This window comes from Sphingobacterium sp. InxBP1, from assembly GCF_026191775.1.
GTDB classification, from domain to species: Bacteria; Bacteroidota; Bacteroidia; order Sphingobacteriales; family Sphingobacteriaceae; genus Sphingobacterium; species Sphingobacterium thalpophilum.
In genome coordinates this window covers 516206-535852 of record NZ_JAINDX010000049.1, presented here as the reverse complement: position 1 = coordinate 535852, position 19647 = coordinate 516206, and the positions used below count along the sequence as shown (strand labels likewise).

The 19647-nt window shown below is 47.8% G+C and carries 14 protein-coding genes; 7 read left to right on the top strand and 7 right to left on the bottom strand.

Annotated elements, in window-relative coordinates; genetic code table 11:
- Nucleotides 1-152 precede the first annotated feature (152 nt).
- Entirely contained in the window at nt 153-1016 is an 864-nt protein-coding gene (locus tag K7A41_RS22185; RefSeq protein WP_265715617.1) for an AraC family transcriptional regulator, read from the top strand.
- Between the two features lie 18 nt (nt 1017-1034).
- Here the strand turns inward: K7A41_RS22185 and K7A41_RS22180 are convergent, their stop codons facing one another.
- A complete protein-coding gene (locus tag K7A41_RS22180) occupies nt 1035-2051 on the bottom strand; it encodes an aldo/keto reductase (protein WP_265715616.1) in 1017 nt (338 codons plus the stop codon).
- A gap of 220 nt (nt 2052-2271) precedes the next feature.
- Here K7A41_RS22180 and K7A41_RS22175 point away from each other — a divergent pair, with 220 nt between their 5' ends.
- The 4 genes from K7A41_RS22175 (at nt 2272) to K7A41_RS22160 (ending at nt 5879) form a co-directional block, all read left to right on the top strand.
- Nucleotides 2272-2868 (top strand): porin family protein, encoded by a 597-nt coding sequence (locus tag K7A41_RS22175; protein ID WP_265715615.1) that lies wholly within the window; start codon nt 2272-2274, stop codon nt 2866-2868.
- 63 nt (nt 2869-2931) lie between these two features.
- Entirely contained in the window at nt 2932-3960 is a 1029-nt protein-coding gene (locus tag K7A41_RS22170; protein WP_265715613.1) for a sensor histidine kinase, read from the top strand.
- 143 nt (nt 3961-4103) lie between these two features.
- The gene (locus tag K7A41_RS22165; RefSeq protein ID WP_265715612.1) at nt 4104-5144 is read left to right on the top strand and encodes a sensor histidine kinase; all 1041 of its coding nucleotides are present in this window, start codon (nt 4104-4106) and stop codon (nt 5142-5144) included.
- Nucleotides 5145-5147: 3 nt separating this feature from the next.
- Entirely contained in the window at nt 5148-5879 is a 732-nt protein-coding gene (locus K7A41_RS22160; RefSeq protein WP_265715611.1) for a LytR/AlgR family response regulator transcription factor, read from the top strand.
- Here K7A41_RS22160 and K7A41_RS22155 read toward each other — a convergent pair.
- The 3 genes from K7A41_RS22155 to K7A41_RS22145 all read right to left on the bottom strand — a co-directional run bounded on the left by K7A41_RS22155 (nt 5876) and on the right by K7A41_RS22145 (nt 11626).
- Nucleotides 5876-6787 carry a DUF6268 family outer membrane beta-barrel protein gene (locus K7A41_RS22155; protein ID WP_028068696.1) on the bottom strand — a complete coding sequence of 304 codons (912 nt, stop codon included), beginning with the start codon at nt 6785-6787 and terminating at the stop codon, nt 5876-5878. The two genes, K7A41_RS22160 and K7A41_RS22155, sit on opposite strands and share 4 nt — an antisense overlap.
- 107 nt (nt 6788-6894) lie before the next feature.
- Nucleotides 6895-8499, bottom strand: a complete 1605-nt coding sequence (locus K7A41_RS22150; RefSeq protein ID WP_265715610.1) for a RagB/SusD family nutrient uptake outer membrane protein — start codon at nt 8497-8499, stop codon at nt 6895-6897.
- A gap of 16 nt (nt 8500-8515) precedes the next feature.
- Nucleotides 8516-11626 carry a SusC/RagA family TonB-linked outer membrane protein gene (locus K7A41_RS22145; RefSeq protein ID WP_265715609.1) on the bottom strand — a complete coding sequence of 1037 codons (3111 nt, stop codon included), beginning with the start codon at nt 11624-11626 and terminating at the stop codon, nt 8516-8518.
- A gap of 311 nt (nt 11627-11937) precedes the next feature.
- Here K7A41_RS22145 and K7A41_RS22140 point away from each other — a divergent pair, with 311 nt between their 5' ends.
- On the top strand, nt 11938-12177 hold the full coding sequence (locus K7A41_RS22140) for a hypothetical protein (protein ID WP_028068699.1): 240 nt from the start codon (nt 11938-11940) through the stop codon (nt 12175-12177).
- 26 nt (nt 12178-12203) lie between these two features.
- Here K7A41_RS22140 and K7A41_RS22135 read toward each other — a convergent pair whose 3' ends face one another.
- Nucleotides 12204-12917 (bottom strand): LytR/AlgR family response regulator transcription factor, encoded by a 714-nt coding sequence (locus tag K7A41_RS22135; protein ID WP_265715608.1) that lies wholly within the window; start codon nt 12915-12917, stop codon nt 12204-12206.
- Nucleotides 12914-13984, bottom strand: a complete 1071-nt coding sequence (locus K7A41_RS22130) for a sensor histidine kinase (RefSeq protein ID WP_028068701.1) — start codon at nt 13982-13984, stop codon at nt 12914-12916. The genes K7A41_RS22135 and K7A41_RS22130 overlap by 4 nt, the downstream gene beginning before the upstream one ends.
- Nucleotides 13985-14291: 307 nt before the next feature.
- On the opposite strand from K7A41_RS22130, the gene K7A41_RS22125 reads away from it, so the two are divergent.
- A complete protein-coding gene (locus tag K7A41_RS22125) occupies nt 14292-18329 on the top strand; it encodes a hybrid sensor histidine kinase/response regulator transcription factor (RefSeq protein ID WP_265715607.1) in 4038 nt (1345 codons plus the stop codon).
- 65 nt (nt 18330-18394) lie between these two features.
- On the opposite strand, the gene K7A41_RS22120 is transcribed toward K7A41_RS22125, so the two are convergent.
- The gene (locus K7A41_RS22120) at nt 18395-19627 is read right to left on the bottom strand and encodes a DUF4998 domain-containing protein (RefSeq protein ID WP_265715606.1); all 1233 of its coding nucleotides are present in this window, start codon (nt 19625-19627) and stop codon (nt 18395-18397) included.
- Between the last annotated feature and the right edge of the window lie 20 nt (nt 19628-19647).

The following is a 19647-nucleotide window of genomic DNA, read 5'->3' as shown; positions in this document are numbered from 1 at the left end:
TTTTAGGCTTTGGCAAGCGGACAAAAACCAAAATAGTTTAACCTCAACAAAACTAATTACGATTATTTTTCCAATACCATGAGAGCCTAAGTGAATACATTATCGACTTTTTCCTTATTATTGTATTCCGTGTCACAAGACCTGGAAGACCAATGAGCAGCAATCCAAAAAATAAACTTGATTTCAGCCTCTTAAATGTGGGTTATGCGCAGCACAATGCCGACTGGAATTTTAAAGATATCAGAAGCCCTTTTGCGCGGATACACTATGTCAGGGAGGGGCAAGCATCCATTTTATTAGATAAGGAGCAGATCACGCTCCGCCCCGGATATCTTTATCTTACCCCTGCGCATGTACAGCATAGCTATTCCTGTAATGGCTTATTTTCGCTCTATTATATCCATATCTATGAAAATCCAGCAATACGCTCCAGTATCTTCGACCGCTATACCTTTCCAAAAGAAATTCAGTCAGATGAGCTCATAGCGGATCTCGTCCGGCGCCTCCACGTATTAAACCCCAGCCGTGCCTTACCGATGTATGACCCCAGAGGCTACGATCATTCAGCGGGATTAATGAAAAATATCGCATTGCAGGTGGCCTCACCTTTTGCCCGGGAGGTCGAGAACCAGGCCATTATTCATATACTGATGAGCCGTTTTTTGGCCGGTGCAACGGACGGCATACCAGATGTCGACAAACGGCTCCTGCGGGTTATCGACTATATCGATGAGCACATTCATCGCGCGATCTCCATTGAGCAGCTTGCCGGTCACGTTTTTCTATCCAAAGACCATCTGATCCGGCTTTTTAAAAAACAGATGAATACTACTCCCGTAAAGTACATAAACCAGAAAAAAATAGAAAAAGCTCAGCTGATGATGCTGGCCGATGACTGCAGTATACAACAACTGAGCTTTGCATTGGGTTTTGAGCATATCACCTATTTCAACCGGCTCTTTAAAAAAATAGCCGGGGAGACGCCCACCAATTACAGGCGCCGGCTGTCAACATAGTCAACGATGGCCGTCGCCTTACAATAAGCCTGCCCGTTGGAGTTCTTCCCAGAAGGCAGTGGGAATTTTGCGCGTAGCCATTGCTACATTCTCTTTGACTTTTTCGGCTTTACTCGTGTTGAGCGCGACGGCTTTTACACCCTGAATTCCAAATCCGTAGGCAAAACAGGCCTCGGCAGGCTTGAGACCAAATTCCCGGCACAGCTGCCAGAATTTGTCCCGCCAGGCATAAAGCGCCCTACCCACTTCCGTTGTCCTATCTACCAGCTGGTAATTATAATGGTCGCTGCCGACCAAAAAGCCGCCATGGAATACCGCCGAATTGATCACGGTAACATTTGCGCGTGCCAGCTCAGCGATAAATGCCAGCAGGTCTGTCGGATGGTCATGCACCGTGAGGCTATTGGCGATCATCACCCAATCCAATTTCACATCCTGCGCAATGCGCCGGATAACTTTCCAGCTTTTGGACCCCACACCCACCGCCATCACCTTTCCCTGATCTTTCAGCTCGGTCAGTGCCACGTACGCATCTAAAATATCCTGATAACGGCGTCTTTCATCCAATGGATTAATTGCCTTTGCCAGATATTCATCGGGATCATGCACCGAGACGAGCTGCGCGGCATAGTCACCCAGCAGCTCATTGCCCTGATGAAAACACTCCAGAATTCCGTCGTAGCCAATCCGCTGCTCGGCGTCATAGTGCAGCCCCTTCCACACCCCCGGCTCAAAGGTCGGCTCGGTCGTTTCCAACGGAATCCTGTACCAGCCCAGCTTGTTGCTGATCAACACGGTAGCTGGATCGACCTGCAATTGCCGGAGCGCGGCACCGAGGGACTCTAGTGACAGGCCCGCGCCGTATTTTCCGGCGCTGTCAAAAACAGCCAGCCCATTCGCATGACGGATACATTCACGTACAATGGCCACCTTGTCCATCAGTGCTACTTCATTATAGAGGTTCCCCAGGCTACTTGTACCATAAATGACAGGAGGGATATCTGCCAAATCCATTTTTTTTATTGTCTGTGACATCAATTGCTGTTTATAATTTGGCCAATAATACAAAGTATTGCCGCAGGATTATTATGCAATATCGACTTAAACTAAACGGATATCGACATAATGGGCCGGCCTCGCGCAGCTGGGTATCATCCCCATATCTGCTTTCGTCACTGCAGGCCTGCCGTTCGTCAAAGACTTTTCCCAATCCCTCCTAAGCTTTGTTTTTTTGCAGCATATCAAAACAATAACTATGAACAGAAAAACAATTTTATCGTGTATTGTATTTTTCGCGATGATGTTAAGCAAAATGGCCTTTGCACAGGAGCAGTCTTTTATTCAGATTGGTATCAAAGGCGGTAGCAGCCTCAACAAGCTGAATACCGAATTGGCAGATCTCGACGACAAGTACGCTCTGGGGCTGCACGTGGGCGGTATGGCACGTCTCAACTTCGGGCGGGCTTATCTTCAGGGTGAAGCACTATTCAGCAAGCGGAAAGCGGCACTCAAACCGCAGGGGCAGACCGAGTCCAAGCTTAAATGGAATGCAATCGACATCCCCGTGATGATCGGGTACAAGATCGTGCAGCAGCAGGACATGAACCTTCGGGTCTTTGGGGGTGCTATTTACAGCTATACCTTAAACGACAATCTGTCACCGCTCAAAGCGCTCAAAGAGGGAATCAGGCATTTCGACAAGTCCAACCTGCAGTTTACCGGCGGTCTAGGCGTTGATATCAATAGATTCAGCATTGACTTGCGTTACGAGCGTGGATTTTCAGATCTCAGTAAATCCTTCAAATCCAAACCGCAGGCATTTTCCATTGGCGTAGGTTACTTTATCTTCTAACAGCTCCTTAAACGACGCCTTTGAAGGCCAGCCACCTGGTCTTCAAAGGCCTTTTTTATATCCATGCTCAAAAATAGCTACCTGCACCGGCATTTTTTCCTGCTTATCTTCTGGGCAGCACTCTGGTTTGTCGTCTGGATTCAGGTCAAGGAAGATCTGGGTGCCCGCTGGGCGTTTGTATATACCTCTACTGTCATGCTCGCAGCGATAGGCATAGCACATATCTTAAACGACAAGGTCCTGCCCCAGGCGATCAAGACCAGGCACATGCAGACTTTTGTTCTCCGTGCAGCCGGTTTTGTCCTGCTTTTGGCCGTTCTTATCAGCGCTCTGGATCTATTTTTTATTCTCCATGTCCAGTATGTGATGATCCGGAAACATCCGGGAATGCTGTTCGCCCAGTTTTTCAAAGCAATCATTTCTTCCTTATTGATGAATGGAACAGCCTGTGGCATCCGTTTCTATCAGGAACATGCCTACATACAGCAGAAGCACAGCCAGCTGGAGCAACTAATTCTGGAAAATCAGATCAAATCGCTACAGGATCAGGTCAATCCTCACTTTATGTTCACTGTCTTAGGTCACATTCGACTATTGATCAAAGAGGATAGCGAACAGGCCAATGTATTGCTGTTAAAATTTTCGGATATGCTACGTTATCAGCTGTACGAAAGCAGCCACTTCGATGTTCCCCTTTTGCGCGAACTGCAGTACTTACAGGATTTTATTGCCATCGAAAAAATCGGGCGCGGCAGGGAACTGGAAGTGCACTACCATTGGCTAAATGGCCTCACGGAATTGCGGATCAAGCCGATGGTCTTGGTATGTCTGGTAGAAAACATCTTTAAACACCTGCCCCTCAAAGTAGGCCAGCCCACCTTCGTCAAACTGTTTTGTCAGCAAGAAAATGGGCGTCTGCAATTTACAATAAGCCACACAGCATACCTATCCACCAACCGGCGAAAGGGTCTGACCGAAGGACTGGAGCAAATAAAAAAAAGACTGGACCTGCATTATGCCGACAATTATGTTTTGAGTACAGGGTCCACCGGTGATCATACGACAGTCCAACTGGAGATGGATACCCTCTAGCCGCTCATCCCGAACAATTATATCGGATCAAAATGTATACGAGACACAAGACAATTTACCTATTTTTGTTCCATGTTCAACTGGCTGGATCAGCTCTTGCCCAATCATTGACAAGGGGCCAAATGGTAGAACTATTTTCAAACATGATGTTCAAAAAAAATTATCTCTATCGCAATCTCTTCCTGATGCTTTTCTGGTTCGTTCTGTGGTTTGCGGTATGGATCCAAGTGAGACAGGACATGGACGCAGGCAATGCCCTGCTGCATAGCTCCGCAGTGGTGATCTGTTCGATCTGCATTTCGCAGTTCCTGAGTGACAGTATCTTACCAAAGGCAATAAAAAAACAACAGATGAAAACCTTTGTCTTCAAAGCCATCATCTTTGTACTGCTATTGGCTTTACTAATCGGTATGGTAGATGCTCACTTTATCCTCCATACACAACAGCTGTCCGAAGAAGAGCGGTCGACACTCCTGTTTGTCCAGAGTTATAAAGCGATCCCCTCTTCCTTACTCATCAACGGTACAGCCTGCGGTATCCGCTTCTATCAGGAGCACGCCAACATACAACATGCGCACAATCAGCTGCAGCAGAATTTTTTGGAAAGTCAGATCAAATTGCTGCAGGATCAGGTCAATCCGCATTTTATGTTCAATGTGCTGAACCATATTCATATCCTGATGAAAAAGAATGTGGACATGGCAGACTATCTATTATTGAAGTTCTCGGACATTCTACGCTACCAGCTTTATGAATGTAACCAGTCATTCGTATTGCTGAGCCGTGAGCTTCAATACCTGCAGAATTTTATCAGTATCGAGCAGATGCGCTGGGGGGATGAACTGGAGGTCAGCTGCCGCTGGTCACAATCCACAGAAGACCTGCACATCACACCACTTTTATTGATCTGTTTTGTTGAAAATGCCTTCAAGCACGTGGACCGTCTACCCGAACAAAAAGGGAAAATCAGTCTCCACTGTGTGGAAGAGGATGGTCATTTCCACTTCCGGATCAGTAACAGCTATCACGAATATCCGCGACAAGTATCCTCAGGCCCCTCGGGTATCGGACTGGAAAATGTCAAAAGGCGACTCGAGCTGCAATATGAAAATAACTATACCCTAACGATCGAAAAGCGGGACGACACGTTTTGCGTCGAGCTGAACATCGATCTCAACTGCTAAGTTATGATGGAACCTACAAAGATGAAATGCATCATCGTGGACGATGAACCGATGTTGCGGCAACATATTGCTGAAATGACCGATCAGGTTGATTTTCTGGATCTTGTGGCCACATATCCGTCGGCCCTTGCAGCAGCGTCCAGACTACAGCAGGGAGACATTGACCTGATGTTTCTGGACATTAATATGCCCTACCTCAATGGTATCGATTTTTTGGACTCGCTCGATACTCCGCCCATGTGCATCTTCATTACCGCCTATTCCGAATATGCCCTGGAGGGCTTCCGTCTGCAGGCCGTAGACTACCTCCTCAAACCCATCGTATTCCAGCGATTCTTTCAGGCTGCGACCAAAGCCTATCAGCAATTTGTACAGCGGAGCAAATCGCTGCAGGAACCTGCTCCCAACGACAACATGCTCTTTGTACGGCAGGGTGATGCCTTTGTCAAGATCTCCTGGACGGATATACGCTATGCCGAAAGCATGCAGAATTACACCAAAATTCATTTTAAAGAACGGACCGTCACGATCCATCAGACAATGCTGGCATTGGAAGAAGCGCTGCCGGGCAGCCATTTTTTCCGTATCCACAAATCTTTCCTGGTCAATGTCAACCATATCGACATGATTTCGGGTGGCAGGGTCTATATTGGGGAGCAGGAGTTACCGATCTCGCGGACCAAAAGAGAGGAGCTCCTTCAGAATGTGGTTTTCAAGAAGCTCCTCAGCCGTTAGTACGGCATATTCCATTTCAATGCTACCGAAGTATAAAACGTCGGTGAAAATCGCGGGTCCTCCTGTTTCTTATCCTTAAAGATATTCTTCAGGGAGCGGTCATTTTCGACATACATACGGGCGAGGGTACTGCCTCCGGTCAGCTGTACTTTCAGGCTTTTGCCGAGGTTAAACTGCGGCTGCAGCCCTGCCGTCAGCAACATAAACCCACTAAGGGTGGACTTGCCGTTCCTTTCCCGTTCGGCAGTCATCCCATCGAGGTTGACCACCGCCCGCAGATCCATAAAGCTGCTGACCTGATAAGCCGCAGCCAGTCCCTGCGGAAAGTTGATGTTAAATTTCACTTTCCCGTTGGTCTTCCAGTCAAAATACAATCCCGGCAGTACCATCGGCACACCAAAGCTATTGCTCAATACCGGTCCGAAACCAAAGGCCAGATTGGGTCTGAAGCGTTTGATAAATAAGGCTCCTCCCTGCCCCAGCACATCTTTCCCATTGATTTTGACCAGATCGGAATAAACGCCCACAGAAGCAAAGGTCAGCAGTGACCAATTTTTCCGTAAGGAGGTCAGGTATTGTAGACCAATCTCGGCATTCAGCATTTCGCTGGGAAACAGGTCCTGTTCATAGTCGCGATTTTGCATCTTGGCATAAGCCGCACCGACTTTCCAGGACCAGCGCCTGATATTGCCCAACGAGTCTACCTTAGTGGATAGCGGAATTTCAAGGTTAAATTGTAGCCTCTTGAAATCGCTCTTTGAGCCCGTCTTTACGCTATCCTCCGGCCGGATATAGTTGGACAGCGGTATATAATCCACCGCCAGCTGACCCGATACGGCATTCTGGGCCTGTGCCGTCAGCGTTGCTAAGCTGCTGAACACAAGCGCACACAAAACTTGTTTTCTCATGTTTTTTCAGCAAAGGAAGCCCTTGCCCGCCATAAGGCGAAAACATTTTGACGTAGTGCACCCTCACGTTGACCAACTGCAGCGCTGCCGCGATTTGTCCCTGCACCTCAATTGTTCATATCGTTTCCTTTTAAATTTTTATTATTGTCCAATTCGGATTGCGGAAAAGGATAGTACATAGCCTTCGTCGTCCAGCCGGCTTTCTTCAATGGTTCAAGCCAGGACGGATCCGCCATCCCCCACCGCAACAGGTCGAAATAACGCTGATATTCACCCAAAAATTCGACAAAGCGCTCATGCGCGATAACATTTTTGACCGAATTTAACGGAATACCGTTTTTGACCAGGCCCTGAGCCAGCAGTCCGTCCACGTCAGGGATGGTGCCATTGGATTTTTGGTACCAAAGATGGGGCTGCTCATCCGGAACAATATTATTGGCACGTTTGCGGACAAGGTTGATGTACTGTTTGGCCCCCGCAGCATCTCCCCGTTCATTGAGGCACTCGGCGTACAGAAGCAGTACATCACTGTAGCGAAAGATCCGGTCGTTGTTGCCATTGTCGAAATCTGCGATCTGAACATCCGGGCAATATTTGCGGGTACCAAACAGATCTTTATTGGTCGCGAGATTTTTCATCCAGTCGCTATACGAAGTGACCTTACCATCGAGCTGTGTGAATTTTGCACCGTTTTCGCACCACAGCGTCATGTACTTGCGTGGATCGCCTTCTTCAAATTCGTCGTGTGCCATTTTATTTGGCGCTAGATTCCACCACGCTCCGCCGGTACCGTCAAACATACCGATTTCCTGCCAGCGCCATGAACTCGATATATCATCCCCCAGCCATCCGGGACCATTATAAAGCTGGATTTCAAAAACCGATTCATGGTTGTTCTCTTTGGCTTCCAAAAAATTGTCCCGGTAAGAAGACATCAATTGATACTCCTTGCTGTCAATCACACGCTTCAGTTCGACTTCCGCCTGCTGAAAATCGGCGGACTGTCCTTTGGCCAGAATGGGTTTGTATAAATACGTTTTTGCCAGATAAGCCTGGGCAGCCCCCTTTGTTGCCCGACCGATCATTTTGCTATCCGCATACAGCGTTCCCCGGGTGGGCAACAGCGCTGCTGCCTTCTTAAAGTCGTCGACAATAAGTGCATATACAGCACCGGGCTGTGCATTGCCGGGATAGTAATCTTCGTTGGTTTCGACAGGTTTGTCGATCAGCGGGATGGTTTCTCCAAACAACATACCCAGATGAAGATAATTGAGTCCCCGCAGGAAATACGCCTCGCCCAATAACCGGTTTTTTCTGTTCTCTTCGATTTCACCTGTAAACTTACTGATCCGGTCGATGGCTACATTGGCCGCAAACACGCCGTTCCAAAAATCTTTCCAGCTGAGCGCAAGCATGCCGTCACTCGCCGGTGTATTATAGGTATCCTGATACATAGGCTCCCATTTGAATGTATGTGTATAGTCGTCACCGGGGGCCAATAAAGCGTAGTACAAGCTACGGGCATAGCCCCCTTGGGTACGGCCGATCAAAGCCTGATAGGCTGGTATGACCGATTTTTCCAGCTGATCTGCAGTTTTATAATAAGTGTCTGTCGACAGTTCCTGTGGATTCGACAAGTCCAGATTCGGTTTACAGCTGCCCAGCTGCAACAATAAACCCACAACACCGAGTTTTATATATTGTCTTTTCATTGGATCTATTTATTTGTTAGAATGTAAATTGAACACCCATAAAATATTCTCTTGAATTGGGGAAGCTCAGTCCCCAGGGCGTTTGTCCGTCGATGCCGCGGCTTAAATTCGAGCGCGTATCACCCGATCCGACTTCCGGATCATAGCCAGAATACTTGGTAAAAGTCAGCAGGTTTTTCGCCCCGATATACAATCTCAGGCGGTCCACCTTCCAGCGTTGCAACGTGGGGATCGAAAAGCTATATCCGATATTGAGCACCTTCAGTCTCAGATAAGAGCCGTCTTCGACAAATCTGTTGGATGCCCGCAGGTTCTGATTGGGGTCGCCGAGTACTGCGCGTGGAATGTCCGTGTCGGTATTTTTTGGGTAAACGGTAGTTTCCCCCGATACCGGATTCGTGAAGACCAGCTCCTGCGCACGGTAGCGGTCGAGAGTCGACGCAAAATTATTGTAATAATGGTACATGCCCTCACCCCAGTACCGGCTATTGTTGTAAATCTTGTTGCCCTGGCTTCCCTGCCACATCATCGCAAGATCGAAGGTACCGACAGCACTCTGATAACTGAAATCAGCATGAAGTCCATAGCTAAAGTCCGGTATTGGACTTCCCAGAAAATCTTTATCCTGATCGTTTAAGATATGGTCTCCATTGCGATCATTAAATCTCACATCACCAAGAGCCGCCTTCGGCGCAAAGGCTTTATCGGCATCCAGTTGTGCCTGTTCGGTATAGAGTCCATTCGTCGTATAGCCCCAAAATTCACCCACAGAACGGCCGACAGCAGTTCTTGTCACATTTTCCCCGCCCGGCGCAATATTCCCCCAAAGAATCTCATTATTGTTGCCGAGACTGAGCACACGGTTTCTGACAAAGGATAGGTTCACGCCCACATTATAGCTAAACTGGCCAGATTTATCCCGGTACGATGCCAGCACATCCCACCCCCGGTTGCGTATGCTGCCCGCATTCAGCACCGGAAAATTGTTGACGTATCCTGCCGTAAAGGATATCGGCACATTGATCAGCATGTCTTCTGTTTTCTTGTTATAGTAATCGACCGTTAAAGAAAACTTATGGTTAAACAATTCCAGGTCGAGGCCGATATCCGTCGAATACTGGCTCTCCCACTTGACATTTGGATTGGAGGGTGTCTGCGGTAAGGCACCTGTCACCATTTCGTTGTTCAGGTAATACCATACATGATCAAAACTCACCGTCCGCTGATATTGGTACTGAGCGATATCCGAATTCCCCAGAATACCGTAACTACCGCGCAGCTTCAGTTCACTGACAAAAGGGAATGCCTTCATAAATGCTTCTTGGCTGAGCCGCCAGCCCGCTGATACCGACGGAAAATTTCCATAGCGGTAGTGGTTACTGAAATTCGCAGAGCCATCCCGCCGCATGTTAAATGTCAGCAGATAACGATTGTCATAATTGTAATTGATCCGGCCCAGCATCGAATACATGGCTGTCTGTCCTACACCGGAGCCCACGAGACGTGAGCTGGCCAGAGAAGCAGCATTGAGGATCAACACATCCGGACTTGGCAGTCCACGTGCACCGGCATTCACGGCATTGTAACGCGATTCTTCCGAAGTGATACCGGCCAAGGCCGAAAAAGTATGCTTGCCAATGCTGTTTTCGTAAGTTAAGGTATTTTCAAACAGCCAGCGGTTGTTTTGTGTACTTGAAATATTGAGTTCATCCGGACTATGATTTTGATATTGCCCTACGGAGTAGTCGCCGATATAACCCTCATTTCTCGTCCGGTTGATGTCCATGCCCATGTTGAATTTATAGGTCAGCCCATTGATGATTTCATAGCTTGCCCAGACGTTACCGTTGGCGGTAAAATTGTCGTTGACATTTTTGTTCAGATAAGCATTGGCCAGCGCGCTCTGCACATCAGTTCCGTTGCCGGCTCCGGCAAAACCAGTGCTGCTGTTTGCATCGTAAAGCGGAAGGGTCGATGACCATTTTTGCGCATCGATAATATTCTTGTCGCTCCAGTTCCGCCGATTATAGCCCAGCGACAGTGTTTCCCCGATGCGGAGCTTGCCTTTGGTAAAATCTGAAACGATCTGTGTGCCATAATATTTGCTCTTGTCCTGAATAATGATGGACTTATCCGTCGCGTAAATGCCGCTCAACCTAAAGTTTGCATGCTGCGAACCACCTGAAACGGAGAGATTGTGCCGCTGATAGTTACCGGTCTGCAGCAGTTCATCCATCATATTGTATCCCTGTCCGATTTCAGTAGGCTTGGACAGCGCTGGCAAATAATCCTTACGCCCGGGATCCCTGTTGTACATTTCTTCGTTGATCAGCTCTGCCAGTTGTTGCCCATTCAACAAGGGCACATTATGGGAAATATTCTTGATCCCCCCAAACGCGTTGTAATCGATTTTTACTTCACCCGCCTGTCCCCGTTTGGTCGTCACCAAGATCACCCCATTGGCGCCGCGGGCTCCGTAGATCGCGCTCGAGGCAGCATCTTTTAGCACCTGGATACTCGCTATGTTATTCTCGTCGGGCATCGCCCCGCCGATCATCCCATCGACGACATACAGCGGATCAGTGCCGTTTATCGAACCCACACCGCGGATGCGGACCGTTCCATTGGTCACCTGCACCCCGGGCACCGTGCTCTGAAGGGTAGCTATAGTTCCGCCGGGCAATTTCACCAGGTCTTTGGTATCGACGACCGCAACAGAAGAGGTCAGGTCTACTTTTTTCTGCCTGCCATATCCTACCACCACCACCTCATCCACTGCTATTTCGGCCGCAACAAGCGGAATATTGATTTCCGTGGACTGACCTATCTGATATTCGGTATGATTATACCCGACATTTGAAATCTGGATGACCTCCCCCGGGTTTAACGAAAGTGTAAATTCCCCTTTTTCGTTAGTAGAGGTACTGAGTGATTTCCCTTTGACTTTGATAGATGCGCCATTGACCGGCTGTCCACTAGTATTAGTGACCTTTCCATGGATCATTTTTTCCTGGGCCGACACATGCCCCATGGCCAGCAGCATGGAAGCCATCAACAGCCACTTCAGTTTCTTATTGCTTTTCTTGTGCACACAAAAAAAGGAAGATGCATAATTTCTGTTCATCATGATTAGTTGAGATAAATTGGTTTACGGGTTATTTTTTATCAGCGATCCGCCAATTGGTTATCGAACAAAGCTATCGTTTTCGAAAAGACTGCTTTGCAACAAATAGATAAAAGAAGAGTAAAAATGTTTAGGACCGTTGAGGAATCCTACAAGTCACCATTAGCAGACCTATTGCTAAGGTATTTTTGTATAAAAATTTGATGCTTTGGTATAATATACACGATAGGCGCGTATAAAGATTTTAGATTTGTTATACCGCCCTGCAGCTGGGCCGACCAAAGGATTTTAAACAATATGTTAAGATTATCATTATGAAAGCTAGGCAAGTGTTGATTTTTAAAAGTTCTGTCAAGACCAAGGACAAGAAAAATTTCCTGATGCAATTGCTCCATGCACATCTGCCCCAGGTACAGTCTGCCACCGTCGACCTGGATGACGAAGATTCCATTTTCAGGGTCGAGACCGAAGACTGCAGCGTTGATCTGCTGACAGACTTTCTGCGCAAGCATGGGATCAGGATTGACTTTCTGGCCCGGTTTATTGTGGCGTAGCTCAAGATAGCATGGCTACGCCCACATCATAACAGACCGCCCGTATACTGTCTGAAGAATGATTCACGGTAAATTTCACCTATCGGGATCTCGAAGGTGTCCACATAGACCGTATGGTTGTCAAAAGAATCGATGTAGGACAGATTGACCAGGTAGGACTTGCTGGTGCGGGCAAAAAGATTGCCCGGCAGCTTCTGATGTATAGTTTTGAGGTTCATGGCCGTAATCAGCTTATTGTTGCAGGTATAGATCACCACGTAGTCTTTGAGAGCTTCAATAAAACGGATATCGGTAAAGGCAATTTTATAATATTTCCGGTCAGACTTAATGAAAAGGGCATCCTCGCTGCTATTCTCCACCGTGCTCTTGTTCTCCTTTAGCGTCAGCAGCGTTTTGTATGCAATAGCCTTATCGATCGCTTTGGCCAGCCGGTCTTTTTTGATCGGTTTCAGCAGATAATCAATAGCATCCAATTCATAGCTTTTAAGCGCATATTGCGCGTAAGCAGTCGTCAGGATCACCAGCTTATCGTCCGGAAGCGACTGCGCAAAGTCAAGGCCATTGACAGTGGGCATCTCAATGTCCAGAAATAGCAGATCAACAGCATTTGTTTTGATACACTCCAGTGCAGAGATCGCATTGGAAAAGGTGCCGACAATACGGATGGATGAGATCTCTTCGATCAGATTTTTCATTTCTTCCCTTGCCAGAGGTTCGTCGTCTACAATGATACAGTTCATAGCGGAATATCTAATTTAACCTTATACCGTGTCTCACTTTTAGATACCGTGAGCTGGTAATCATCCTTATAGAGCAGGTCCAGACGCCTTTTGGCATTTGCCAGTCCCAGCCCCCCATATTTGCTCTTTGCAGCCTGCTGATCTGGGTCCTGCGAGTTTTCGCACTCGAAATAAAGGCGGCCTCCGGCCTCCGCAAAGCGGATATCGATAAATGTGGGATCATCGTTGGCGCTCAGACTATATTTAATGGCGTTTTCTACAAAAGCTGTAAACAGGTGTGGTGGTAGGAAAACACTTTTCTTTTGCAGTGCTCCCATACACACGATGCTCGTACTCAGCTTATCACGCCGTATTTCTTCGAGTTTGAGAAAATTGGAGATAAAACCGATTTCAGATTTCAACAGGGTTCTGTCGTCATTATTCTCATAGAGCTGATATCTCAAAAAATCAGACAGCTTGATGATCACCTCTGTCGCCATATTGGGGTCCTTACGGATCAGCGCTTTTACATTGTTAAGCATATTGAACAGAAAATGTGGCTGGATCTGATTTTTCAGTGAGATCAATTCCGTTGTCAGCGCGAGGTTTTTAAGATCCGAAATCCGCTTGTTGTCTTCGATCCAACGCTTGAAAAGCTTGAAGGTTGTGGTTGTCAAGATAATTGGGATAACAATAAAAAGTGCGGCCACCATACCCATGCCCATCGAATCCGATTCGGGCCGCTTGATGGCTGGGGTATGCACGATATAGATGTAATCGGCGATTCCCCTGACCAGGGCCAGGCTGGACGCCACCAGTAGGATCAGTGCGAGGATATAGACCTCATATTTTTCCCTGAAAAAGAATCTCGGCAGCAATACGTACATATTGGTGTAAAACATGCAGACAAATACCACCCAGAGAAAGATGGTGAAGTACAGGTTGTATTCCCCCTGAAAATGGGATTTGGTATTTGCATTGGCAAACAGCAGGAATAAGCCGATCAGAAACAGTACATGTCGCAGTGTCCTGAACTTATGTTCTGTGAAAAACTTTAAAAAGACGTCGCTGCAGCTTAAATCTTGCATATATCCGGATCATTTTGGACCATCCACAAAAATACGGCTTTTCGTCGCAAATAGCAGCGGTCTTCGACGAAGCCCCATTTTTTTTATACCAAATTTAATCTTTGGTGGCACACCGGATGCAGGATGTCCCGCAGTCTCCGGTCCTAACGGTCAGAGAAGTTAGTTTTGGCGCTTTTAATAAATGTAAAATAAACATTTATAATACTCCGAACATTCCCTATCTTTAAAAAATCAGTGAGCAGCCAATTGCTATAGTCAAGCCGAAGCGATTTAATCTGTTATTATCCTTTTAAATTATTGAATACCGATGCAAAAAATAACTATCACGGCGATCTTATTTTTTATGCTTTCCCCATTTGTTGCAATCAGGGCACAACTGCAGCTGCAGATCAACAAACTACTCTCCAACAGCTCCGTCAAAACAATTTATCAGGACAGTCAGGGATTCATGTGGTTTGGCACTTTCGATGGGTTGAACCGCTACGATGGACGAGAGATGAAAGTATACAGAAATCAGCTCAAAAATCCAGGGAGTATTCCGCATAATTACATCTACTGCATTGCCGAAGACCGCGACAAAAATCTATGGGTCGGAACCGGTCAGGGTGTCGGCATCTATAACCGCAACTTCAATTCCTTCTCACGTCTGCGTTTTTTTGAAAGTGCGAATCCAAAGCAGGAATATCACCTCAATGCGGACACTAGAGCAATTCAGGTCGACCGCCAAAACAATGTATATATCGGAACTAACGGCTGGGGGCTGCTGTTCAAAGAACAGGGCCGCTCTGCAGCCGTCAGAATATACTGTCCTGAGCCCGGAACCGCGTCGCGGCTTGAGTATTACCACGTTTCGGCGCTACATGTGGACGCTACCGACAGGGTATGGGTTTTCGTCAATGAACGGGGACTTTTTCAGTTTGACCGGAAAAGCCGCCAGCTGAATCTGGTCAGCACAGCCGTGCGCGAGGCCACTAGTATGACCAGCAACGACCGTGACGTGCTATTCATTGGTACATCTGCAGGGGTATTCGTCTGGGACATCGGCCGGGCATCCATGAAGGCGCATTTTCAGAAACAGCTGAGTTCCCCGACGGTCAGTCAGCTCAGTCTGGAAAACAACCAGAAACTGTGGGTGGCCACGCAGAACGACGGCATTTCATTGCTAACCCTGCCTGCTGGACATGTACGACAATTAAATTCCGGAGAGCGTTCGGCATATCCGCTGAGTAGCAATGCCATTTTCACCATCTTTATCGACGCGCAAAACAAGAAGTGGATCGGCACAGCCCGTGGTGGCATTCATATCATTGATGACAGCCAGCATACCTTCAACGCCCCCGGACGCAATCTACCTCCGAACTTCAACCTGAGCGGGCAATTTATCCGCTCCTTTGCCGAATCCCCGGGATACCTATGGATAGGCACAGAAGGCAATGGTCTCTACTGCTGGAACAAGTCCCAGAATAGTTATCAGCATTTCAAAAAAGATAATCGGTCCTTCTTGGACAATAGCGTCAACAGTATAGCCATCGACCCTGCAGGCGATATCTGGCTGGGTACCGAACGTGGTATTGTACGCTACAATCGCCGGGCGGGATTCAGACATTATGACTGTGCCACAGCGCAGGGACTCGTCAACCAGAGTGTACAGGTACTGCTCCGGGATCAGCAGGGCGATCTATGGGCCGCTACATTTTCCAATGGTCACCTGTACCGATACAGCAAACAACGGGATAGATTTGAGGTCTTCAATGAAGGGCTCAACGACCTCAACTGCCTGCTTGACGACCAGAAAGGATCACTCTGGGCCGGCAACTACCACGAGATCATCCAGATCAACAAACAGAGCAAAGCCATACAGCGTTATGCTGTCGACAAGCCCGTACGTGCCTTATATATTGACCGCCGGAGCCGGTTCTGGATAGGCACCGAAGGGCGCGGACTGCTGCTGTTTGACCGGAAAACGGGTCAGGTGACCGCCGGCTATTCTACGGACAATGGACTGAGCAACAATTCCGTGCTCAATATTCTCGAGGACCGGTCCGGAAACTTGTGGCTCAGTACCTTTAACGGATTGTCCAAATTCAGTCCCGACAGCAAAAGATGCATTCGCTACGAAGCCTCCGATGGTCTGCAGAGCAACGAATTTTCTTATGGTGCTGCACTCCGGACAGCAGACGATGCGCTCTTATTTGGCGGCAACAACGGATTTAACCTGTTTCAGCCTGATCGTATCCGCGTTAATGTCAACATCCCCAGGCTGGCCATTACCAGCCTAAAAATAGACAATCGTCCTTTAAACGACAGCATACACGAGGTCATCATCGGTGCCGACCACCTGATTGAAAAGCTCGTTCTTCCTTACCGCAATGCGACATTCTCGCTGGACTATACTGCACTGGAATTTACCTCTCCACAAAAAATACGTTACCGTTATTTCATGGAAGGCCTGGATAAAGACTGGAACGATGCTGGTACTTCCCAGTCCATTAACTACAATAATCTGCCCGAGGGCAGCTATCTCCTGCGGGTGCAGTCTACAGACACTGAAGGCAACTGGAGCAGCAAAGAAATCCGTCTTGGAGTACAGGTACTGCCACCTTGGTACCGCACATGGTGGGCCTACCTGCTCTATATGCTTGCCTCCGCAGCACTAGTTTACCGGTATCGGGTTTACCAGATCCACAAGGCCGCCCTCGACCGCGAAATTCACCTGACCAGATTCAACATACAGAAAGAGCGCGAACTCAATGAAAAGAGATATGCATTTTTCACTCATATCTCCCATGAATTCCGCACACCACTGACGCTGATCATCAATCCGCTAAAAAAAATATTCAGCGAACAGCATCTGGATCAGCATGAGGAGAGCCTAAGACCCGTCTACAGAAACGCAAAGCGCTTGCTGAGCCTCGTCGACCAGCTTCTCATCTTCCGCAAGGCCGAAGACGGTGCCGCGCAGTTGCAGCGGAGCCATTTCGATCTTCAGGCCTTTACGCGCGAAATCTACCTTTACTTTTCGGGACAGGCCCGACTCCAGCAGATCAACTACCAGCTGGAAAGTGACGGCAGCCCCCTTCTTGTTGATGCCGACAAAGAGAAAATAGAAATTATCTTATGCAACCTGATTTCCAATGCATTTAAATTTACACCTGACTATGGCACGGTATGTCTCCGGTTACAACAGCAGGAGAATAACGTCGTTATTGAGCTGCAGGATTCTGGTCCGGGGATCCCACCCGGCATTGGCGACCGCATTTTTGACAAGTATTTTTCAAGCTCGAGCCCCGGGCAGCGTGTTCTCACGGGGTTCGGCATCGGCATGTTTCTGGTCAGGACCTTCGTGGAAATGCATCAGGGCAGTATAACCTACGAGAGTTCGGCACAGCAGGGCACCATATTTCATATCCGCATGCCGATCCTTCTCCATTCCACCGATACCCTGAAAAGCAATTCTGAGCTCGAAAGTCCGGGATTCCTACAGGCATTATTCAGTAACCCGCCCACAGATCAGTTGACTTCGCCGTCCATTTCATTGAGTCCGATCAGCAATCATACAACGAGCCTGCTTCTCGTGGACGACGACATTCAGCTGCGCAGTTACCTTCATGAAATGTTTCAGGCAGACTACCAGGTTTACCTTGCCGCAAACGGAGCCGAAGCCCTGCAGATCATACGCAACAAACAGCCGGATCTGGTGATCAGCGACATCATGATGGATCAAATGGATGGGCTGAGCCTGTGCAAGACCGTGAAATCAGATCCGCAGGTCAATCATATTCCTTTTATTTTATTGACATCGAGTACCTCGGGACATAATCAGCTTACCGGCATTCAGTCTGGGGCCGACGATTATATCCTGAAACCCTTTGATGCTGATATTCTCCGCCTTAAGGTCAACACCTTGCTGCAGAACCGGAAAAATCTACAGGAATTTTTGTTTCATACGATCACTCATCAATCGCACGACGTCAAAATTACCGCACAGGACAAGGTGCTGATCGAACGTTGCATCCATGAAATCGAAGCTCATCTGCTGGAAGAATTTAATGTCCGGACACTGGCCGATAAAATTGGCATGAGCCATTCGGCACTCTATAAAAAGATCAAGGCCATTTCGGGTAAATCACTCAACGAATTTATCCGTTCAGTACGCCTCAAAAAAGCAGCTGAACTGCTGCTGCATTCCGACTTAAAAATCAACGAAGTCGCCCACCGGACAGGGTTTGACGACATCAAATATTTCCGCGAACAGTTCAACAAGCTGTTTGGTCTCAACCCGTCTACCTATGTCAAAAAATACCGAAAAGTCTTTCAGCACGACTACCGGATCGATAAGGACTAAAAAGACTTTGGCTGCCCTGCTATGCTGGGCAGCCAAAGTAATCAGGCCTAGCTGATGTAGATGTGCTAATCTGTTTCCAGGTATTTCAGGCGGATTCCTTCCGCTTTCCAGTATTGTCCGTTGCTGGCACTTCCGACCAGTGTGCACACAAATCCCATCGAAACCTGCTGTTCCTTGTCCAGCTTAAACTTGATCGAAGATACCCCCGATTTACCGGTAAAAGAGACATAGCCGATGGCCTCCTGCGCCAGATTCCCGATATCGGGCAGGGAGTTGCCAACTGCTGCTGCAAGATAAAAGCTGCCTGTGGAGCCTACAGAATTTACCGTGACCTCCAGTTCGTACTCGCCCGCCGGTAGCACAGGGCTCTGGTACATCTTTCCGTTGGTGATCGAAAGCAGCGTAGTGCTCCAGCCGGCCTCCATACTCAGGCGATAGCCTTGGTTAGCATCAACACCACCGTAACTGATGCCGTTCACGGTAAAATTTCGGGCCGCGGCATTCAATGTCCAGCCTGCCGGCGTACACCAGCGGGAACCGCTACATGCAGATGTAGCGAAAGGAAAAGCCGTATTTTCCAAGTACAAATCCGTTACATACCTCCTGACATTGATCCGGCTGTATTCGGTATAAAATGTGTCAATAGCCAAGGTATCAGGCAAGTATTTTGTCCGGTAGGCCAACGCAGTTCCAATCTTATAATCACTGGGCAGCTGCAGAGAAGCCTGCGATAGCGGAAGGCTGACCACGGCTTCGCCACCAGTGATCTTGGTATATTTGATTTCGGTGGACTGGGCACCGCTATTGGCATCCAGACTCGAAAACGAAATACTGGTGAGTCCGTTGCTGCCGGTATTGGCTTCCAGCGCCGGTCTGTTCAGCAAAGAAAGTTGATAATTTTCACCATACGAACGCCCAATAGCATACACACGCACCGATTTATTCTTCTGCTGATCGAAGGTGACAATTTCAAAATTGTAGACTCCATCCCCCAGATTATTGATATAAGCCTTTAAGGTATCCACACCAGCGCTCCGCTTGACCGGCACAACCAGCGAGTCTTGCCTGCTGTTCCAGTAGATGCGGACTTCCACAATCTTGGGGTCAGACACCAGCAGCCCCTTGATCATGACCCTGTTTTCTCCCGGATACACTTTCACGGAATCTACTTTTCCGGTGTACGTGATGACAGGACGATCGGCTATATATTTCTTATAGTCATCCATTTTTTTACAGGCCGCAGCAAGCACCATTACCAACAGCGCCACATACATAAAACTATATGTCCATTTTTTCATTGTTCGATTTATTTAAATTA

Coding starts and splice junctions, on each gene's coding strand:
- K7A41_RS22185 (WP_265715617.1), top strand. CDS start 153: ATGAGCAGCAATCCAAAAAATAAACTTGATTTCAGCCTCTTAAATGTG.
- K7A41_RS22180 (WP_265715616.1), bottom strand. CDS start 2,051: ATGTCACAGACAATAAAAAAAATGGATTTGGCAGATATCCCTCCTGTC.
- K7A41_RS22175 (WP_265715615.1), top strand. CDS start 2,272: ATGAACAGAAAAACAATTTTATCGTGTATTGTATTTTTCGCGATGATG.
- K7A41_RS22170 (WP_265715613.1), top strand. CDS start 2,932: ATGCTCAAAAATAGCTACCTGCACCGGCATTTTTTCCTGCTTATCTTC.
- K7A41_RS22165 (WP_265715612.1), top strand. CDS start 4,104: ATGATGTTCAAAAAAAATTATCTCTATCGCAATCTCTTCCTGATGCTT.
- K7A41_RS22160 (WP_265715611.1), top strand. CDS start 5,148: ATGATGGAACCTACAAAGATGAAATGCATCATCGTGGACGATGAACCG.
- K7A41_RS22155 (WP_028068696.1), bottom strand. CDS start 6,787: ATGAGAAAACAAGTTTTGTGTGCGCTTGTGTTCAGCAGCTTAGCAACG.
- K7A41_RS22150 (WP_265715610.1), bottom strand. CDS start 8,499: ATGAAAAGACAATATATAAAACTCGGTGTTGTGGGTTTATTGTTGCAG.
- K7A41_RS22145 (WP_265715609.1), bottom strand. CDS start 11,626: ATGATGAACAGAAATTATGCATCTTCCTTTTTTTGTGTGCACAAGAAA.
- K7A41_RS22140 (WP_028068699.1), top strand. CDS start 11,938: ATGAAAGCTAGGCAAGTGTTGATTTTTAAAAGTTCTGTCAAGACCAAG.
- K7A41_RS22135 (WP_265715608.1), bottom strand. CDS start 12,917: ATGAACTGTATCATTGTAGACGACGAACCTCTGGCAAGGGAAGAAATG.
- K7A41_RS22130 (WP_028068701.1), bottom strand. CDS start 13,984: ATGCAAGATTTAAGCTGCAGCGACGTCTTTTTAAAGTTTTTCACAGAA.
- K7A41_RS22125 (WP_265715607.1), top strand. CDS start 14,292: ATGCAAAAAATAACTATCACGGCGATCTTATTTTTTATGCTTTCCCCA.
- K7A41_RS22120 (WP_265715606.1), bottom strand. CDS start 19,627: ATGAAAAAATGGACATATAGTTTTATGTATGTGGCGCTGTTGGTAATG.